General features: G+C 70.9%; 16 protein-coding genes and 1 riboswitch. Of the genes, 13 read left to right on the plus strand and 3 right to left on the minus strand.

Translation table 11 applies throughout. The annotated features are described in order from the left end of the window. Positions 1-3 precede the first annotated feature (3 nt). Positions 4-97: riboswitch (TPP riboswitch) on the plus strand. The 8 genes from thiM (at position 89) to argH (ending at position 10,049) form a co-directional block, all read left to right on the plus strand. Next, positions 89-937 carry a hydroxyethylthiazole kinase gene (gene thiM, locus MRBLWH11_RS12500; RefSeq protein WP_341945109.1) on the plus strand — a complete coding sequence of 283 codons (849 nt, stop codon included), beginning with the start codon at positions 89-91 and terminating at the stop codon, positions 935-937. It overlaps the preceding riboswitch by 9 nt. Next, positions 934-3,084, plus strand: a complete 2,151-nt coding sequence (locus MRBLWH11_RS12505) for a bifunctional hydroxymethylpyrimidine kinase/phosphomethylpyrimidine kinase (protein ID WP_341945110.1) — start codon at positions 934-936, stop codon at positions 3,082-3,084. The genes thiM and MRBLWH11_RS12505 overlap by 4 nt, the downstream gene beginning before the upstream one ends. A gap of 271 nt (positions 3,085-3,355) precedes the next feature. Further along, a complete protein-coding gene (gene argC, locus MRBLWH11_RS12510) occupies positions 3,356-4,423 on the plus strand; it encodes an N-acetyl-gamma-glutamyl-phosphate reductase (protein ID WP_116636321.1) in 1,068 nt (355 codons plus the stop codon). Beyond that, complete coding sequence (argJ, locus tag MRBLWH11_RS12515; protein ID WP_341945111.1) at positions 4,420-5,577, plus strand: bifunctional glutamate N-acetyltransferase/amino-acid acetyltransferase ArgJ; 1,158 nt, start codon at positions 4,420-4,422, stop codon at positions 5,575-5,577. The genes argC and argJ overlap by 4 nt, the downstream gene beginning before the upstream one ends. Next, positions 5,574-6,491, plus strand: a complete 918-nt coding sequence (argB, locus tag MRBLWH11_RS12520) for an acetylglutamate kinase (protein ID WP_116636319.1) — start codon at positions 5,574-5,576, stop codon at positions 6,489-6,491. The genes argJ and argB overlap by 4 nt, the downstream gene beginning before the upstream one ends. Continuing rightward, entirely contained in the window at positions 6,488-7,693 is a 1,206-nt protein-coding gene (locus MRBLWH11_RS12525; protein ID WP_341945112.1) for an acetylornithine transaminase, read from the plus strand. Before argB ends, MRBLWH11_RS12525 begins: the two co-directional genes overlap by 4 nt. Continuing rightward, entirely contained in the window at positions 7,690-8,619 is a 930-nt protein-coding gene (argF, locus tag MRBLWH11_RS12530; protein WP_116636317.1) for an ornithine carbamoyltransferase, read from the plus strand. Before MRBLWH11_RS12525 ends, argF begins: the two co-directional genes overlap by 4 nt. Beyond that, positions 8,619-10,049 (plus strand): argininosuccinate lyase, encoded by a 1,431-nt coding sequence (gene argH / locus MRBLWH11_RS12535; RefSeq protein WP_341945113.1) that lies wholly within the window; start codon positions 8,619-8,621, stop codon positions 10,047-10,049. Before argF ends, argH begins: the two co-directional genes overlap by 1 nt. A 26-nt stretch (positions 10,050-10,075) precedes the next feature. On the opposite strand, the gene MRBLWH11_RS12540 is transcribed toward argH, so the two are convergent. Next, on the minus strand, positions 10,076-10,660 hold the full coding sequence (locus MRBLWH11_RS12540; protein WP_341945114.1) for a DUF1349 domain-containing protein: 585 nt from the start codon (positions 10,658-10,660) through the stop codon (positions 10,076-10,078). Between the two features lie 59 nt (positions 10,661-10,719). Here MRBLWH11_RS12540 and MRBLWH11_RS12545 point away from each other — a divergent pair, with 59 nt between their 5' ends. Together MRBLWH11_RS12545 and MRBLWH11_RS12550 are read left to right on the plus strand one after the other, a co-directional pair. After that, positions 10,720-11,364 (plus strand): SatD family protein, encoded by a 645-nt coding sequence (locus MRBLWH11_RS12545; RefSeq protein WP_116636314.1) that lies wholly within the window; start codon positions 10,720-10,722, stop codon positions 11,362-11,364. Further along, positions 11,361-12,176 carry a hypothetical protein gene (locus MRBLWH11_RS12550; RefSeq protein ID WP_341945115.1) on the plus strand — a complete coding sequence of 272 codons (816 nt, stop codon included), beginning with the start codon at positions 11,361-11,363 and terminating at the stop codon, positions 12,174-12,176. The genes MRBLWH11_RS12545 and MRBLWH11_RS12550 overlap by 4 nt, the downstream gene beginning before the upstream one ends. Positions 12,177-12,192: 16 nt before the next feature. Here the strand turns inward: MRBLWH11_RS12550 and MRBLWH11_RS12555 are convergent, their stop codons facing one another. After that, positions 12,193-12,552 (minus strand): MerR family transcriptional regulator, encoded by a 360-nt coding sequence (locus tag MRBLWH11_RS12555; RefSeq protein ID WP_341945116.1) that lies wholly within the window; start codon positions 12,550-12,552, stop codon positions 12,193-12,195. 54 nt (positions 12,553-12,606) lie between these two features. Between MRBLWH11_RS12555 and MRBLWH11_RS12560 the strand changes: the two genes are divergently transcribed. From MRBLWH11_RS12560 to MRBLWH11_RS12570, 3 genes are read left to right on the plus strand one after another with little or no spacing between them, the layout of a single operon-like run. Continuing rightward, positions 12,607-13,560, plus strand: coding sequence for an aldo/keto reductase (locus MRBLWH11_RS12560; protein ID WP_341945117.1), 954 nt, complete (start codon positions 12,607-12,609; stop codon positions 13,558-13,560). A gap of 40 nt (positions 13,561-13,600) precedes the next feature. Continuing rightward, a complete protein-coding gene (gene tyrS, locus MRBLWH11_RS12565; RefSeq protein ID WP_116636310.1) occupies positions 13,601-14,902 on the plus strand; it encodes a tyrosine--tRNA ligase in 1,302 nt (433 codons plus the stop codon). Between the two features lie 7 nt (positions 14,903-14,909). After that, positions 14,910-15,704, plus strand: a complete 795-nt coding sequence (locus MRBLWH11_RS12570) for a DUF4184 family protein (RefSeq protein ID WP_341945118.1) — start codon at positions 14,910-14,912, stop codon at positions 15,702-15,704. Here MRBLWH11_RS12570 and MRBLWH11_RS12575 read toward each other — a convergent pair. Continuing rightward, complete coding sequence (locus tag MRBLWH11_RS12575; RefSeq protein ID WP_341945119.1) at positions 15,689-16,996, minus strand: CoA transferase; 1,308 nt, start codon at positions 16,994-16,996, stop codon at positions 15,689-15,691. The genes MRBLWH11_RS12570 and MRBLWH11_RS12575 overlap by 16 nt on opposite strands. Positions 16,997-17,438: the final 442 nt, after the last annotated feature.

A 17,438-nucleotide genomic window follows, 5' to 3' on the forward strand; every position in this document is an offset into this window, starting at 1 on the left:
TCGAGCAGTGACACGGGGTGCCGCATCCGCGGCTGAGAACAGACCCGTCGAACCTGATCTAGTTCGTACTAGCGAAGGGATGTCGCCCATGAGCGATCGTCTGCGTCCTGATTCCACCATCGACCTCGCGGCTTCGGCCGGGACACTGCTGGGGGTGCTGCGCGAGGCTCCGCCGCTGACGCACTGCATCACGAACGCCGTCGTCACCGGCTTCACGGCGAACGTGCTGCTCGCCGTGGGGGCGGCTCCCGCCATGGTCGACATCGTCAACGAGGCCGGCATGTTCGCCGGTGTGGCCTCCGGTCTGCTGGTGAACCTCGGCACTCCGACGCCCGAACAGCGCGCGGCGAGCGTCGAGGCGGTCACGGGCGCCGTCGTCGCAGGAACACCCTGGGTGCTCGACCCGGTCGCGATCGGCGCGTTGCCGGTGCGCACGGCGCTCGCACACCAACTGGTCGCGCAGTGCCCCACCGCGATCCGCGGCAACGCCTCGGAGATCCTCGCGCTCGCGGGTCTCAGCGCGGGTGGACGCGGCGTGGATGCGACGGACACCACGGATGCCGCGGCCGACGCGGCCGTGTCGCTCGCCACGCGCTTCGGGAGCGTGGTGGCCGTCTCCGGCCCCGTCGACCTGATCACCGACGGACAGCGTGTGCTGCGCATTGCGAACGGCGATGAACTGCTCACGAGAGTCACCGGCGGCGGCTGCGCGCTCGGCGCGGTGATGGCCGCGTTCCTCGGAGCGGCCAGGCCCGCAGGCGTCGACGCGCTCACCGCCGTCGCCTCGGCCAGCCTCGTCTACACGATCGCGGCGGAGCAGGCCGCGCTCCGGTCGACGGGGCCGGGCAGCTTCGCCGTCGCGCTGCTCGACGCGCTCGCCGCGGTGGATCCCGCGGACCTCATCGCCGGCGCCCGTGTCGAGAGCGGTGTCCTGTGAACGCCGATCTCTCGCTCTACCTCGTCACCGATCCCGAGCTCTGCGGTCCGCGGGGAGTCGTCGAGACGGTGCGTCAGGCGGTCGACGGAGGCGTGCGCATCGTGCAGCTGCGCGACAAGTCGGCGACCGATGCCGAGATCGTCGAGCAGCTGGTCGAACTCTCGCACGTGATCGCCGGGCGCGCGCGCCTCGTCGTGAACGACCGCCTCGACGCCGCCCTCGTGGCGCGCGAACGCGGAGCCCGGGTGGATGGGGTGCACCTGGGGCAGGGTGACGCCTCCGTCCTCCGGGCCCGCGAGGCGCTCGGACCCGATGCGCTCATCGGCCTGACGGCGAACAGCGCCGCGCACCTGGATGCCGTGCGCGCGCTGCCGCCCGGCACCGTCGATCACCTCGGCGTCGGCGTCATCCGCCCCACCCTCACGAAACCCGACCACCCGCCGGCTCTCGGCATCGACGGCTTCCGTGTCTTTGCGGCGGCGAGCCCCCTCCCGTGCGTGGCGATCGGGGGCGTCGGGATCGACGACACCGAGGCGCTGCGAGAGGCGGGCGCGGCCGGCCTCGCCGTCGTGTCGGCGCTGTGCGCGGCTGACGACCCCGGCCGGGTCGCCGCGGAGTTCCGACGGCGCTGGCACTCCGGCACGGCCCCGCGCATCCTCAGCATCGCCGGCAGCGACCCGTCGGGAGGGGCGGGGATCCAGGCCGATCTGAAGTCGATCGCCGCGAACGGCGGCTACGGAATGGCCGCGATCACGGCCCTGACGGCCCAGAACACCGAGGGCGTCCGCGGCGTGCACGTGCCTCCGACGGACTTCCTGCGGGCTCAGCTGGAGGCGCTGTCGGACGATGTCACGATCGATGCGGTGAAGATCGGGATGCTGGCCGACGCCGAGGTCATCCGCACCGTGGGAACCTGGCTCGACGCCGTGCGGCCGCCCATCGTCGTCCTCGACCCCGTGATGGTCGCGACCTCGGGAGACCGTCTGCTCGATCCCGAGGCGGAGGGCGAGCTGCATCGGCTTCTCCGTCACGCCCACCTCATCACGCCGAACCTCGCGGAGCTCGCCGTGCTGGTCGGCCGCGTGCCCGCCGACTGGCCGGACGCCCTCGCCGCAGCCGAGGAGCTGTCGTCCGAGGTCGGCGCGATGGTGCTCGTGAAGGGCGGGCACCTGCCAGGGGAAGAGGCGCCGGATGCGCTGATCGACGCGCGGCGAGGGCTCCGGGAGGAGTTCACCGGCCCGCGGATCGCCACCCGGAACACGCACGGCACCGGGTGCTCCCTGTCATCGGCGCTCGCCACCCGGCTCGCGCAGGGAGAGGATGCGACCACGGCCGTGGCCGGCGCGCGCGCCTGGCTCCGCGAGTCGCTGCGCGAAGGGGAGTCGCTGCGCGTCGGGCGAGGGCAGGGGCCGATCAGCCACTTCGCCGGCCTCTGGACGCGCGGCGGTCTGGAGACCCGACCGGCGGCCGCAGAGATCGAGGCGGACTGGTGGCGGCAGATCGCCGACACCCGTGCGGCGATCGACGAGCAGCCGTTCATCCGCGCACTCGCGGACGGGACACTCGCGCGCGAGCCGTTCCTGTTCTACCTGGCGCAGGACGCCCTCTACCTGCGGGACTACGCGCGCGTGCTCGCCGAGGCGGCACGGCTCGCGCCCACCTCCGCGGAGCAGGCGTTCTGGGCGAACTCCGCGCACGGCTCGATCGTGGGCGAGCTCGAGCTGCACGCCGCATGGCTGTCGCCGTCGCAGGGCGTGGGGGCGGCGACCTTCATCGCCGAACCCGCACCCGCGACGATCGCCTACCTCGACCATCTGCGCTCGGTCGCCTTCGGCGGCGACTACCGTGAGCTCATCGCCGCGCTCCTCCCGTGCTTCTGGCTCTACACCGACCTCGGGCAGCGGCTGCACGCGGGGGAATTCGGTGCGCACGCGCGCGACCCGCGGCATCCGTACGCATCCTGGCTCGCGACGTATGCCGACCCCGCCTTCGAAGAGGCGACGCGTCGAGCGATCGAGGTCGTGGCCGCCGCGGCTGCGGCGGCGGAGCCTGCGACGAGGGCGCGGATGCTCCGAGCGTTCGAGACGTCGAGTGCGCACGAACTCGCCTTCTTCGCCGCGCCGACGGAGGTGCATCCGGTCGTGTGACGGCGCGGATTTGCGGATGCCGCGCCGCCCGCGCTACTGTCGCGACATGCCTTCGGCCGTCCTCGCTCCCGCTACGCGGTTCCTGAGCGAGCGCAGCGAGACGAAGGGTGTCACGGGCGTCATCGTCGTGCGCCGACGCCGCGGCGGCCGCCGACTCTAGGCGACCCCGGATTCCTGCCTGCGCACGCGCGGCGGTCGAGTGCCGGTGTCGCCGCTCCGGCCCCGACCATGGTCCCCGATTCCTCGAGGGCCCGACCGTTAAGGTAGAAGCATGACGTATACCGTCGCCGTCTCCGGCGCATCCGGCTACGCAGGCGGCGAGATTCTGCGCCTCCTGGCCGATCATCCCGACATCGAGATCCGCACAGTGACGGCTCACTCGAACGCCGGCCAGCCGCTCATCGACCATCAGCCGCACCTGCGCTCGCTGGCCCACCTCACCCTTCAGGACACGACGCCGCAGATCCTCGCCGGTCACGACATCGTGTTCCTCGCGCTGCCGCACGGGCAGTCCGGCCAGTACACGGATGCGCTCGGCGACGTGCCGCTCGTGATCGACGCCGGTGCCGACCACCGGCTCACGTCGCCGTCCGCGTGGGACGCCTTCTACGGCGGCACGTTCCACGACGCCTGGACCTACGGCGTGCCGGAACTCCTCGTCGACGGCGTGAAGCAGCGCGAGCACCTGCGCGGAGCGAGCCGTATCGCGGCGCCGGGGTGCAACGCGTCCACGGTGAGCCTCAGCCTCGCGCCGGGTATCGCCGCCGGGGTCATCGACCCGTCCGACATCGTCTCGGTCCTCGCGGTAGGCCCCTCGGGCGCGGGCAAGAGCCTCAAGAGCAATCTGCTCGCCAGTGAGATCCTCGGCACCGCCAACCCCTACGCGGTCGGGGGCACGCACCGGCACATCCCCGAGATCCGGCAGGCGCTCGCCGCGGCGATCCCCTCGACAGGCTCAGGAACCCAGGGCGGCGACGTCCGCATCTCGTTCACCCCGGTGCTGGTGCCGATGTCCCGCGGAATCCTCGCCACCTCCACCGCACCGATCGTCGAAGGAGCCTCCGACGCGCAGATCCGCGACGCGTGGGAGAGCGCCTACGCCGGCGAGACCTTCGTGCAGCTCCTCCCGGAGGGACGCTTCCCGCGCACCGCCGACGTGCTCGGGGCCAACACCGCCCTGATCGGCCTCGCGATCGACCGTGCCGCGAACCGCGTCACGGTCGTCACCGCGGTCGACAACCTCGTCAAGGGCACGGCGGGCGCCGCCATCCAGTCCATGAACCTCGCGCTCGGCCTCCCCGAAGGCCGCGCCCTCTCAGTGAACGGAGTCGCGCCGTGAGCGTCACCGCCCCCGCAGGATTCGAGGCGGCCGGTGTCGCCGCAGGGCTCAAGTCCACCGGCAAGCCCGACGTCGCCGTCGTCGTCAACCGCGGACCGCGCAAGGTCGGAGCCGCGGTGTTCACGAGCAACCGCGCCAAGGCCAACCCGATCATCTGGTCGCAGCAGGCGGTCGCCGACCGCGTCGTCGAGGCGGTCGTGCTCAACTCCGGCGGTGCGAACTGCTTCACCGGCGCCTTCGGATTCCAGACCACGCATCAGACCGCCGAGAAGGCCGCCGAGCTCCTCGGCGTCAGCGCCGGCGACGTCCTGATCTGCTCCACCGGCCTGATCGGCGTCGGCGACGAGGTGTTCCGCGCCAAGGTGCTCGACGGCACCGCGCAGGCGATCGCCGAGCTCAGCGCCGACGGGGGACAGGCAGCTGCCGAGGCGATCATGACCACCGACTCCGTGTCGAAGACGGCGGTCGTCTCCCGGGACGGCTGGACGATCGGCGGCATGGCGAAGGGCGCGGGGATGCTGGCGCCCGGGCTCGCCACGATGCTCGTGGTGATCACCACCGATGCGGTCGTCGAGCCGCTCGACGCCGACGCGGCCCTCCGCCGTGCGACCGGGCAGACCTTCGACCGGCTCGACTCGGACGGCTGCATGTCGACCAATGATCAGGTGACGCTGCTCGCCAACGGCGCCTCGGGGATCGTCCCCGACCTCGACGACTTCGCCGCCGCGCTGACCGAGCTCTCCCAGCAGCTCGCGGTGAAGCTGCAGGGCGACGCCGAGGGCGCGAGCCACGACATCACGATCGAAGTGCAGCACGCGGCATCCGAGCAGGAGGCCGTCGAGGTCGGCCGCTCCGTCGCCCGCAACAACCTCTTCAAGGCGGCGATCTTCGGCAACGACCCCAACTGGGGTCGGGTGCTCGCGGCGATCGGCACCACGAACGCCCAGTTCGACCCCTACGACGTCGACGTCTGGATGAACGGCGTGCGGGTGTGCAGCCAGGGTGGTCCGGATCGCCCCCGCGAGGAGGTCGACCTGACCCCGCGCGCCACGCACCTCGTGATCGACCTGAAGTCGGGCGACGCGACGGCGACGATCCTCACCAACGACCTCACCCACGACTACGTGCACGAGAACAGCGCCTACGCCTCATGACCGACATCCAGGACACCCCCGCCGAGGTCGCCGCGCAGAAGGCGACGACCCTCATCGAGTCGCTGCCGTGGCTGAAGAAGTTCCGCGACCAGATCGTCGTCATCAAGTACGGCGGCAACGCCATGGTGTCGGACGAGCTGCAGGATGCCTTCGCGCAGGACATCGCCTATCTCCGCAACGTCGGCGTGCAGCCGGTGGTCGTGCACGGCGGCGGTCCCCAGATCTCCGACATGCTGCAGCGGCTCGAGATCCCCAGCGAGTTCAAGGGCGGCTACCGCGTCACCAACACCGAGGCGATCAGCGTCGTGCGGATGGTGCTCACCGGTCAGGTGAACCCGCAGCTGGTCTCGAAGATCAACTCGCACGGACCCATCGCGACCGGACTCAGCGGTGAGGATGCCGGACTCTTCGGCGGACGCCGCCGCGGCGTGGTCATCGACGGGCTCGAGGTCGATCTCGGTCGCGTCGGCGACGTCGTCGAGGTCGACCCGACTCCCGTGCTCGACCACCTCGCGGCGGGTCGCGTGCCGGTGGTCTCGAGCATCGCCCCGGATCTCGATCACCCCGGCCAGTCGCTCAACGTCAACGCGGATGCCGCGGCGGCGGCACTCGCCGTCGCCCTCAAGGCCCGCAAGCTCGTCGTGCTGACCGACGTTCCGGGGCTCTACGCGGACTGGCCCAATCGGGACTCGCTCGTGTCGCATCTGACATCGGAGGATCTCATCCGGATGCTTCCGACGCTCGAGTCCGGGATGATCCCCAAGATGCGCGCCTGTCTCGACGCCGTCGAGGGCGGCGTCGACGCAGCGGCCATCATCGACGGACGGGTGCCGCACTCGGTGCTCGTCGAGCTCTTCACCAGCAAGGGAATCGGAACCGAAGTGGTTCTGGGAAAGACGGAGGTGACGGCATGACCGTCTGGCAGGACGATGTGGCGCGCGATCTCGTGCAGAACGCCGGAGCCCGGCTTGCTCTGCTCACCAGGGGTGAGGGCTCGTACCTCTGGGATGCCGATGACCGACGCTATCTGGACTTCCTGGCCGGCATCGCCGTGACTTCGCTCGGCCACGCGCACCCCGTGTTCGTCGAGGCGATTTCGAAGCAGGCCGCGACGCTCGCACACGTGTCGAACTACTTCGCGACCCCGCCGCAGCTGGCACTCGCCGCCCGCCTCAAGCGTCTCGCCGGCGCGGGCATCGACGGACGGGTGTACTTCTCGAACTCCGGGGCCGAGGCGAACGAGGCGGCGTTCAAGCTCGCCCGCCTGCACGGCGGCACCGAGCGTCCGCGGATCATCGCCCTCGAGAACGGCTTCCACGGCCGCACGATGGGGTCGCTCGCCATGACGGCGAAGGCGTCGATGCGTGCCCCGTTCGAGCCGATGCCGGGCGGGGTCGAGCACATCCCCGCGACGATCGAAGCGCTCGAGGCGGCCATGGATGACCGCGTCGCCGCGGTCATCGTCGAGCCCATCCAGGGCGAGGCCGGTGTGGTCGAGCTGCCGGAGGGCTACCTGGCCGCCGCCCGCTCGCTGACGCTGGCGCACGGCGCCCTGCTGATCGTGGACGAGATCCAGACCGGGGCCGGACGCACCGGCGCCTGGTTCGGTTTCAGCCACGAGGGGATCACCCCCGACGCGATCACCCTCGCGAAGGGCATCGGCGGCGGCTTCCCGATCGGCGCCCTGGTCACCTACGGTGCGGCCAGCGATCTGTTCACGCCCGGGTCCCACGGTTCCACCTTCGGCGGCAACCCGCTCGCGACCGCGGTGGCCGATGCGGTGCTGACCGAGATCGAGCGCGCCGGACTCGTCGAGAACGCCGCACGCCGCGGGGAGGAGCTGCGCGAGCTGATCCTCGGCCTCGACTCGCCGCTGATCTCCGCCGTGCGCGGCCGCGGCCTCCTGATCGGTGTCGCGCTGAGCGCACCGGTCGCCGGCGACGTCGTCGCCGCGGCGCAGGAGCGCGGCCTCATCGTGAACGCCGCGAACCCCGAGACCGTGCGCATCGCACCCGCCCTCACGATCGGCGACGACGAGCTCGCCGAGTTCCGCGAGCTGTTCGCCGCTGCTCTCGCCGATGTCTCGGCATCCGTCTCTGGAAAGGTTCCCGCATGACCCGCCACCTGCTGCGTGACGACGACCTCACGCCCGCCGAGCAGGCGGAGATCCTCGATCTCGCCATCGAGCTGAAGAAGGACCGCTGGGCCGACAAGAGCCTGGCCGGTCCGCAGACCGTCGCCGTGATCTTCGACAAGTCCTCGACCCGCACCCGGGTGTCGTTCGCGGTGGGCATCGCGGACCTCGGCGGCTCGCCGCTCATCATCTCGACGGCGAACAGCCAGCTGGGCGGCAAGGAGACGCCGTCCGACACGGCGCGCGTGCTCGAGCGGCAGGTCGCGGCGATCGTGTGGCGCACCTATGCGCAGGCCGGGCTCGAGGAGATGGCGGAGGGCACGCGTGTCCCCGTGATCAACGCGCTCTCGGACGACTTCCACCCCTGCCAGCTGCTGGCGGACCTGCTCACGATCCGCGAGCACAAGGGAGAGCTCAAGGGTCTCACCCTCACGTTCTTCGGCGACGGCCAGAGCAACATGGCGCACTCCTACGCGCTGGCCTGCGTCACCGCCGGCATGCACGTGCGCATCGCCTCCCCGGCCGACTACGCGCCGCGTGCCGACGTGATCGAGGCGGCGGACCGCCGTGCCGCGGAGACCGGGGGATCGATCGCGCTCTACACCGACCCGGTCGAGGCCGCCGCGGGCGCCGACGTCGTGGTCACCGACACGTGGGTGTCCATGGGCAAGGAAGAGGAGAAGATCGCGCGCATCCGCGATCTCGGCGGCTACAAGGTGACGCCGGAGACGATGGAGCTCGCCGACTCCGAGGCGATCTTCATCCACTGCCTCCCGGCCGACCGCGGCTACGAGGTCGACTCGACCGTGATCGACGGACCGCAGAGCGTCGTGTGGGACGAAGCCGAGAACCGCCTGCACGCGCAGAAGGCCCTGCTGGTCTGGCTGCTCGGCAAGAAGGACGCGTGATGACCGACTCGACGCACGAAGGCACCAACGAGGGAGCACTCTGGGGCGCCCGGTTCGCGACGGGCCCGTCGCCCGAGCTGGTGGAGCTCAGCCGCTCGACGCACTTCGACTGGATCCTCGCGCCCTACGACATCGCCGGCTCGCACGCGCACGCGACGGCGCTCGCCGCCGCCGGGTATCTCGAGCCGGACGAGGCCGAGCGGATGCACGCCGGGCTGGATGCCGTGGCGCGCAAGGTCGCGGACGGCACGCTGCTCCCGGTGCCGACGGACGAGGACGTGCACGGCGCGCTCGAGCAGGCGCTCATCGTGGAGCTCGGCCCCGAGCTCGGCGGACGGCTCCGGGCGGGCCGAAGCCGCAACGACCAGATCGCGACCCTCGTGCGCATGTACCTGATCGATCACGCGCGGGTGATCGCCCGCGACATCCTGCGGGTCATCGACGCCCTCGTCGCACAGGCCGAGGCGCACCCCGACGCGATCCTCCCCGGACGCACGCACCTGCAGCACGCGCAGCCCGTGCTGCTCGCCCATCACCTCCAGGCGCACGGCTGGCCGCTGGTGCGCGAGCTCGAACGGCTCGTGGACTGGCGTCGTCGCGCCGGGGTCTCGCCCTACGGCGGGGGAGCGCTGGCCGGCTCGACGCTCGGTCTCGACCCGGCGCTCGTGGCGACCGAGCTCGGGCTCGACCGCCCGGCCGAGAACTCGCTCGACGGCACCGCGGCACGCGACGTCGTGGCGGAGTTCGCCTTCATCACCGCCATGACCGGAGTCGACATCTCCCGCCTGGCGGAGGAGATCATCCTCTGGAACACCCGCGAGTTCGGCTTCGTCACGCTCGACGACGGCTACTCGACCGGCTCCAGCATCATGCCGCAGAAGAAGAACCCCGACATCGCCGAGCTCGCACGCGGCAAGTCCGGTCGGCTCATCGGCAACCTGTCCGGCCTGCTGGCGACCTTGAAGGGATTGCCGCTCGCGTACAACCGCGACCTGCAGGAGGACAAGGAGCCGGTGTTCGACTCGGTGCAGACCCTCGAGGTGCTGCTCCCTGCCTTCGCGGGCATGATCGCCACGCTGCGCTTCGACACCGAGCGGATGGCTGAGCTCGCACCGCAGGGCTTCTCGCTCGCGACCGATGTGGCCGAGTGGCTCGTGAAGCAGCGGGTCCCGTTCCGTGACGCCCATGAGATCTCCGGCGCGCTCGTGCGCGCGTGCGAAGAGCAAGGGATCGGTCTCGAGGACGCGTCAGACGAGCTGCTGCTGTCGGTCTCGCCGCATCTGGTCCCGGCAGTGCGCGAGGTCCTCACGATCGAGGGCTCCGTGGCGTCGCGGACCGGTGCCGGCGGCACCGCTCCGGTACGGGTGACCGAGCAGCGCGCGGAACTCGTCGCCCGGGCGCAGGCCGCGGCTCACGCCCTCGGTCTGTAGCCGACGCCGCGTCAGCGCACGCCCGTTCAGTGCAGGTCGGTGTCGGCCTCGGAACGGGTCCAGCGGGTGAACCGCACGGTGAAACCGGCACGGGTCGGGGAGGCGAGGAGGGGACCGGCGGATGCCGTGGCCGCGCCGTCGAACGGAGCGACCCGCACGAGTCGCCACGGGCCGTCGTCGGCGCGAGCGCGGACGATCAGGGCATCCGCCCACCGGCTCACCCGCACCGTGATCTCGCTCTCGAGCCATTCGTCGACATGGCCGACCGACCAGTCCGAGCCGCCCGCCGTGACGACCGCGCCGAGTCCCAGGTGGTCGTCGGCGTACTCGACACCGGCTTTCATCCAGTGCTCGGCGTCGATCCGGACGAAGACGCCGGCCTGATCGAACTGCCCGTCCCACGGCGCGCGGAAGGCGACCTCCATCGCCTCTCCCACGCCCAAGGGGGCGAGGAGGGCATGCTCGGTGTCGTGGACGAAGCCGTAGGCGGTGTGCCGCCAGGCGTCGCTGCCCTCGACGGCGGTGACCTCGAGCTCGTCGGTCTCGATCGCTGTCTGCGGGGCGGTGGTCCAGGTTCCGGCGTTCCACGGGATGATGTGCGATTCAGGCATGTTCTCAATATATAGCCATTGAAGGCATAAAGTGAAGTTATGCGTGTTATGGTTATGTCATGGTCATCGCCGTACTCGCCGACATCGTGGGCTCTCGCAAGCTCGACGATCGCACCGCCGCACAGCAGGTGCTGGACGAGACGATCGCGCGGGTCGAAGCCGACCTCCCGCTCGCCGCTCAGCCGCTCACGCCCACGGTGGGCGACGAGCAGCAGGGCGTCTATCGCGACCTCGGCGAGGCCCTGATCTCGCTGCTGATGATCCAGCTGCGGCTGCCCGACGGGATCGGCTTCCGCTTCGGCATCGGGGTGGGGGAGGTGTCCGCCGTCGAATCCGTCCACGGCGAGCTGGCCGACGGCCCGGGGTGGTACGCCGCGCGAGCGGCGATCGACACCGTGCACGCCCGCGAAGGACGCGCCATCCCGCGCGCGCGCACCTGGATTGTCGGAGCCCCGGGGCAGGATGAGGTCATGGAGAGCACGATCGCGGCGTCGAACGCCTACCTGCTCGTACGCGACGAGCTGGTCGGCGCGATGAGCGAACGCGAACGCCGCCTGACCTACGGCCGCCTGATCGGCAGGTCGCAGCATGAGCTCGCCGAAGAAGAGGGCATCTCGCAGCCGAGCGTCTCGAAGTCGCTGCGCAGCGCAGGGGCCGCGGCGCTCCTCGAGGGAGTCTCCGTCCTGCGAGGAGGGTCCGCATGATCATCGCCGGATTCGTCCTCCTCGCCGTCGGCGCCGTCGACCTCGTCCGCCAGTTCGCTCCGCGACGCTGGATCGGGTACCTGACCGTGGCCGTGCTGCTCCTGCTCCTCGGCAGCGTCAGCGATGCGCTGCTGCCGATGATCGCCGCCCTCGTGGTGGGTGCGCTCTGGGTCTGGTCCATGCCTGACGAACGGCGGGCTCCGCTGGGCTTCTGGCCTGCCGTCCTTCTCGGCGTCCTGAGCGTCGGCGCCGTCGTGTCGCTCGGCGCGCGGGCGGATGCCGGACTCATCGGCGCTGTCTGGAGCCTGCGCTCGCCCTTCGGCGATGTCTCGTTCGATCTCGCGATGCTCGTCCTCGGCGCGGGCGTCTTCCTGCTGGAGTCCGCGAACCTCGTGGTGCGGGCGGCGCTCGACGGCGAACACACCTGGCGACCCGCCGAGGCGGAGCAGTCCGCGCCCGAGCCTGTCGCGTCCGAACTCGCCGCGCCCGAAGCCGCCGTCCTCGAGCCCGACGCCGCCCCCGCGACGCCGGCAGTCGCGGCCACGACCATGCCCGCCGACGGTCGCGGCGGCTTCAAGGGCGGTCGCCTGATCGGCCCGCTGGAGCGCACGATCGTGATGATCCTCACCCTTGCGGCGGCCTACCCGGTCCTCGCTGCGATGCTCGCGGCGAAGGGCATCGTCCGCTTCCCGGAGATCTCCCGCGACGGCGAGACCGGCGCCCGCGCCGAGTACTTCCTCGTCGGCAGCCTCGTCAGCTGGGTGATCGCGTTGAGCGCGGCCTTCCTGGTCTGGTGGGCGGCCCACAGCTGACCGCGCCGGCCGAGGATCAGCCGAGCTGCGTGCGGTACCAGGCGAGCTTCTCGGCAAGGCGCTGCTGCTGCGCCAGCACCTCCGCGAGCTGACGCTCCACGGTCTCGGCGTGCTCTTCGAGCAGTGCGATCCGCTCCGGGACGGAGTCGTCCCTCTGGCACAGCTGGCCGTAGCGACGCAGCCGCTCCACCGGCATCCCGGTCTCGCGCAGGCATTTGAGGAACTCGAGCAGCCCGAGCTCGACATCCGTGTACGCCCGGTGTCCGCCGGAGGTGCGTCGGACTCCGGGAAGGATTCCCTCGCGCTCGTAGTACCGCAGAGTGTCGATGCTGAACCCGGAACGGGCCGCGGTCTCCGCGGGTGTGTACGTCGTCATGCGCTCGATCCTAGAGCTTGACCTGGAGTGCGCTCCAGGTTGCACAGTGGGCTCATGACACATCTCGACACCCCTGTCTCCCCGATCGTCCTCGGTGCGATGTCGTTCGGCACCCTCGTCGACGAGGACACCTCCTTCGCGCTGCTCGACCGCTTCGTCGAGCGCGGCGGCGTGTGGATCGACACCGCCGACTGCTACAGCTTCTGGGCCAGTGAGAGCGGGCACGGCGGTGCATCCGAGGCGGTGCTCGGCCGATGGTTCGCCGCGCGGCCCGGCGTGCGCGACCGGATCCGCCTCTCGACGAAGGTCGGTGCGGAACCGCTGTGGCCGGGATCCTGGCCCGAGCACCGCGCCGGTCTCTCGCCGCGCGCGATCCACGACGCCGTGAGTGGCAGCCTCGATCGCCTCGGCATCGACACGATCGATCTGCTCTGGCTGCACCAGGAGGACCGTGCCGTTCCGATCGAGGAGACGGTCGACGGCCTGGCCGTCCTCACCGGCGACGGCATCGTGCGCCGCGTCGGCGCCTCCAACCACCCCGCCTGGCGCATCGAGCGCGCCAGGGCGCACGCCCGCACGATCGGCAGCATCCCGATCGACGCCTTCCAGCTCAACAGCACCTACCTGCGGGTTCGTCCCGGCACGCGCCCGCCCGGCGTCATCCATCGTTTCGGTGTGATGAGCGACGAGCAGCACGACTACGCGGTCGAGAACGGACTGGAGACCTGGGCCTACACCCCGCTGCTCTCCGGCGCCTACGACAACGACGCGAAGCCCGTCCCCGAGGAGTACGACCACCCCGGGAGCGATCGGCGCCTGCGGGTGCTCACCGAGATCGCGGCGGATCGCGGTCTCGAGCGCGGGCAGGTCGTGCTGGCGTGGCAGCTGGCCCGCGGCATCCGTCCCATCCTCGGCGGGAGCAGGCTCTCGCAGCTGGACACGGCGATGGATGCGGCATCCGTGATCCTGACGGAGGACGAGCGCTCCCGTCTCGACGCGGCCGTGTGACGCGCGGAGCGGGAGTGCGCGCGCTGATAGCCTGGAGCGCGTGTCAACTCCCGCTCTGACGACCGCGACTCCGGCGATCGACCCCACGTTCGAGAACGTGTGGGACGAACTGCTGTGGCGCGGGCTCGTCCACGTGTCCACCGACCAGGAGGCGCTCCGCGCCCTTCTCGCGGGAGACCCGATCACGTATTACTGCGGGTTCGATCCGACGGCGCCGAGCCTGCACCTCGGGAACCTCGTGCAGCTGCTGACGATGCGGCGCCTCCAGCTGGCGGGTCACAAGCCGCTGGGGCTCGTCGGCGGGTCCACCGGTCTCATCGGTGACCCGCGGCCCACGGCGGAGCGCACGTTGAACACGCGCGAGACCGTCGCCGAGTGGGTCGACAGGCTGCGCACGCAGGTGGAGCGGTACCTCAGCTTCGACGGCGACAATGCCGCGCGCATGGTGAACAACCTCGACTGGACGGCGCCGATGTCGGCGATCGACTTCCTGCGCGAGATCGGCAAGCACTACCGCGTCGGCACGATGCTGAAGAAGGATGCCGTCGCTGCGCGCCTCGCGTCCGACGAGGGCATCAGCTACACCGAGTTCAGCTACCAGATCCTGCAGGGCATGGACTACCTCGAGCTGTACCGCCAGTACGACTGCGTGCTGCAGACCGGCGGCTCGGACCAGTGGGGCAACCTCACGAGCGGCACCGACCTCATCCGTCGTGCGGAAGGCGTGTCCGCCCACGCGATCGGCACGCCGCTGATCACGAACAGCGACGGCACGAAGTTCGGCAAGAGCGAGGGCAACGCGATCTGGCTCGACGCCGAGATGTGCAGCCCGTACCGGATGTACCAGTTCTGGTTGAGCACGGCCGACGCCGACGTGATCGAGCGACTGAAGGTGTTCACCTTCCTCAGCCGCGCCGAGATCGATGAGTACGCCGCGCTGGTCGAGACGGAGCCGTTCCGCCGTGCCGCGCAGAAGCGTCTCGCCCTCGAGGTCGTCGCCACGGTGCACGGGATCGATGCGACCGCCGCCGTGATCGCGGCATCCGAGGCGCTGTTCGGGCAGGGCGACCTGACCGCACTGGATGCATCGACGCTGCGCACCGCGCTCGAAGAACTCCCGAACGCGACGGTGGCCGCCGGCACGCCGGTGGTCGAAGCCCTGGTCGCGACCGAGCTCGTGACGAGCCTGGGCGAGGCCCGGCGCGCGATCGCCCAGGGCGGTGTCTCGCTCGACGGTGAACGCGTCGAAGACGAGGCGGCCACGGTCCAGGGTTCTCTCCCCGGGGGAGTCTCCGTGCTCCGCCGCGGCAAGAAGACCCTCGCGGGCGTCTTCATCGGCTGAGCAGCGGATGCCGTTCACGCCGAGCCACGCGGTCGTCGCGCTGCCGTTCATCCGCACGCCGCTGGTGCCGGCGGCGATCGCGATCGGTGCGATGACCCCTGATCTCCCGCTGTTCGTGCGCGGCATCGGGCTGGACTACTCGTTCACCCATACCTTCGCGAACATCGTGTGGACGGCGGTCGTGGCCTTCGTGCTGTTCCTCGTGTGGCGCGCGGTGCTGCGTCCCGCCGTCCCGGAGCTCGCTCCGCGGTGGCTCGCGCGACGCCTGCCCGAGGAGTGGAACGTCGGTGCCGTCGAGGCGGCCGGACGAGCGGTGGGCGTGGGGGAGAAGCGCGTCTATCCGCTGCTGCTCGGCGTCTCGCTCATCCTCGGAGTGCTCTCGCACATCGTCTGGGACCTGTTCACGCACGAGGGGCGATGGGGCGTGCAGGTTCTCCCGGCCCTCGACGAGATGTGGGGCCCGCTCACCGGATTCAAGTGGCTGCAGCACGGGTCGAGCGTGCTCGGACTCGTGATCATCGGCGTGTGGGGACTGCTCTGGCTGCGTCGCCAGGATCCGCGTCCCGAGTTCTCGCAGCGGCTGCCGCACGGTGTCCGCGTGACGTGGTGGCTGTCGCTGCCGGTGGTCCTGGTCGCGGCATGGCTCGTGGGCCTGGCCGTTCTCGGGCCGCTCGACGCGGAGTTCACCGTGCAGCACCTCGCGTATCGGGTGCTTCCGCCGGCGTGCGCGCTGTGGGGCGCCGTCACCCTGGTGCTGTGCATAGTCCTGTCGGTGGGGCGACGATCTCACCAGCGGGGCTGATCCGCTCCCCAGGGGTGAGGCGCCGCGAACTCGAAGCCCGGGAGCGCGGGCCGCGCCGTCACCAGCTCGGTGTCGCCGACGGGGAACCGCGCGACGTGCGGCGCCGGGTCGAGCGCGACCTCGTCGTCCGGCTCGGCACGGCGAGGCATGCCGAGAAGCTCGGCGGCGACGCGTCTCAACGAGGTCTGCACCCACCACGAGCCGCCTTCGCGGGCGCGGCGGCGCCGCAGCATCGTGACCGCGGCGGCCAGCAGATACCCCGCGCTGTGGTCGAGCGCCTGAGCGGGGAGTGCTCCGGGTCGCTCCCCGTCGGGAGATTCGATGAGCGCGATCCCCGACTCGGCCTGCACGAGGCTGTCGAAGCCCGCCCGCTGCGGGTGATCCATGCCCCAGGCGCTGAGCTGGGCGACGATCAGTCCGGGATGCCGCCGCGCGAGTGACGGCGGATCGAGTCCGAGGCGGGCGAGTGCGGCGGGCCGGTATCCGAGAACCACCACGTCCGCGCCGGCGAGCAGCTCCTCGAATCGCGCGGAGCGCGCGTCCAGCAGGGTCGAGCGCTTCCCGTGGCCGGTGTCCAGGTGCTGCCACTCCGGCTCGGGCAGCCCCGGCGGGTCGACGCGCAGCACGTCGGCGCCGAGCAGCGCGAGTGTGCGGGTGCAGACCGGGCCGGCGATCACCCGCGTGAGATCGAGGACGCGGATGCCGGTGAGCGGATGCGACGACGATCCGGAGAGGACCTCGCGCCGAGGGTCTGCGGTGCCGATCGGACGGATGTCGAGGAGCGGCGTCTGCCGGAGCCGCGCATCGGCGGCCGGATCCTCGTTCGACACCGCGACGGCGAGGCCGCCTGCGGCGCTGATCGACTCGATGGCCTCCGCGGATGTCCGTCCGGCGAGGGCATCGCGCACGTCGGCGGCGTCGGCTGTGCTGCCGAGCCGGAGCCCCGCGCGCAGGCCGGTGGCGTGATGGGGGTAGTTCCCGTGGGTGCGGATCCATCCGTCTGCTGTCCGCCAGAACCCGGAGAGCGCGGCCCAGACCGGGGGAGCGGTGCCGTCGATCGTCAGGACACGATCGCTCCGGTACGCCATGGCGATGCGGGCCGGATCCATCGCCGACGGATGCCGGCCTGCCGCGAGCGTCGCCAGACCGACGCTCGCCCAGGCGAGGTCGCCGGTGGCGACTCGAGAAGGGAGCGGGACTTCGCCGGTGCCCGAGGCGAGCTCGCCGAGGATGCGGGGGTCGCCGCCGAGCTCGGTCCAGACACGGGAGAGGAGGGCGAGGCCGGCACTCATCCGGCGTCCTCGTCGGAGCATCGGCGGGCACTGCGGACGGACGGGATGAGCATGGCGCGATCGTACTCCTGGCGTCTCCGCAGACGGAAAACCGCCCTGATCCGGGTAAACCGCCGGAGGACGACGGACGACACGCCCGGGCGTACCGCCTCGATTTGCCAGAACCCCGGAATCCACGTAACTTATTACTTGTTCGCCCCACAGGGAAGCGGAGAAGCCCAGAGCTTCACCCCCCTCAAGCGGAGAACCACTCCCGATCCTCTCTCTTGAGAGATCAGACGCTTGCGTCTAGGATGGGAGGTCCACCCCTTCTGCAGCTGGAATCGGCTGCGCAGCGGATCTTCGATCCGCGCCGCGCGCTGATTTGACAAGCGAGTCGGGATGGCTAAGATAGAGAAGTTGCCCTTCGGGCCTGGCTGTGATGGCTGGGTCGTGGGAGCAT

The sequence above is a fragment of the Microbacterium sp. LWH11-1.2 genome (assembly GCF_038397745.1).
Taxonomy (GTDB): Bacteria; Actinomycetota; Actinomycetes; order Actinomycetales; family Microbacteriaceae; genus Microbacterium.

What these genes read in the sequence shown, in the direction of transcription:
- thiM (WP_341945109.1), top strand. Translation starts at nt 89, where the DNA reads ATGAGCGATCGTCTGCGTCCTGATTCCACCATCGACCTCGCGGCTTCG.
- argC (WP_116636321.1), top strand. Translation starts at nt 3,356, where the DNA reads ATGACGTATACCGTCGCCGTCTCCGGCGCATCCGGCTACGCAGGCGGC.
- argB (WP_116636319.1), top strand. Translation starts at nt 5,574, where the DNA reads ATGACCGACATCCAGGACACCCCCGCCGAGGTCGCCGCGCAGAAGGCG.
- MRBLWH11_RS12525 (WP_341945112.1), top strand. Translation starts at nt 6,488, where the DNA reads ATGACCGTCTGGCAGGACGATGTGGCGCGCGATCTCGTGCAGAACGCC.
- argF (WP_116636317.1), top strand. Translation starts at nt 7,690, where the DNA reads ATGACCCGCCACCTGCTGCGTGACGACGACCTCACGCCCGCCGAGCAG.
- argH (WP_341945113.1), top strand. Translation starts at nt 8,619, where the DNA reads ATGACCGACTCGACGCACGAAGGCACCAACGAGGGAGCACTCTGGGGC.
- MRBLWH11_RS12540 (WP_341945114.1), bottom strand. Translation starts at nt 10,660, where the DNA reads ATGCCTGAATCGCACATCATCCCGTGGAACGCCGGAACCTGGACCACC.
- MRBLWH11_RS12545 (WP_116636314.1), top strand. Translation starts at nt 10,720, where the DNA reads ATGGTCATCGCCGTACTCGCCGACATCGTGGGCTCTCGCAAGCTCGAC.
- MRBLWH11_RS12550 (WP_341945115.1), top strand. Translation starts at nt 11,361, where the DNA reads ATGATCATCGCCGGATTCGTCCTCCTCGCCGTCGGCGCCGTCGACCTC.
- MRBLWH11_RS12555 (WP_341945116.1), bottom strand. Translation starts at nt 12,552, where the DNA reads ATGACGACGTACACACCCGCGGAGACCGCGGCCCGTTCCGGGTTCAGC.
- MRBLWH11_RS12560 (WP_341945117.1), top strand. Translation starts at nt 12,607, where the DNA reads ATGACACATCTCGACACCCCTGTCTCCCCGATCGTCCTCGGTGCGATG.
- MRBLWH11_RS12570 (WP_341945118.1), top strand. Translation starts at nt 14,910, where the DNA reads ATGCCGTTCACGCCGAGCCACGCGGTCGTCGCGCTGCCGTTCATCCGC.
- MRBLWH11_RS12575 (WP_341945119.1), bottom strand. Translation starts at nt 16,996, where the DNA reads ATGAGTGCCGGCCTCGCCCTCCTCTCCCGTGTCTGGACCGAGCTCGGC.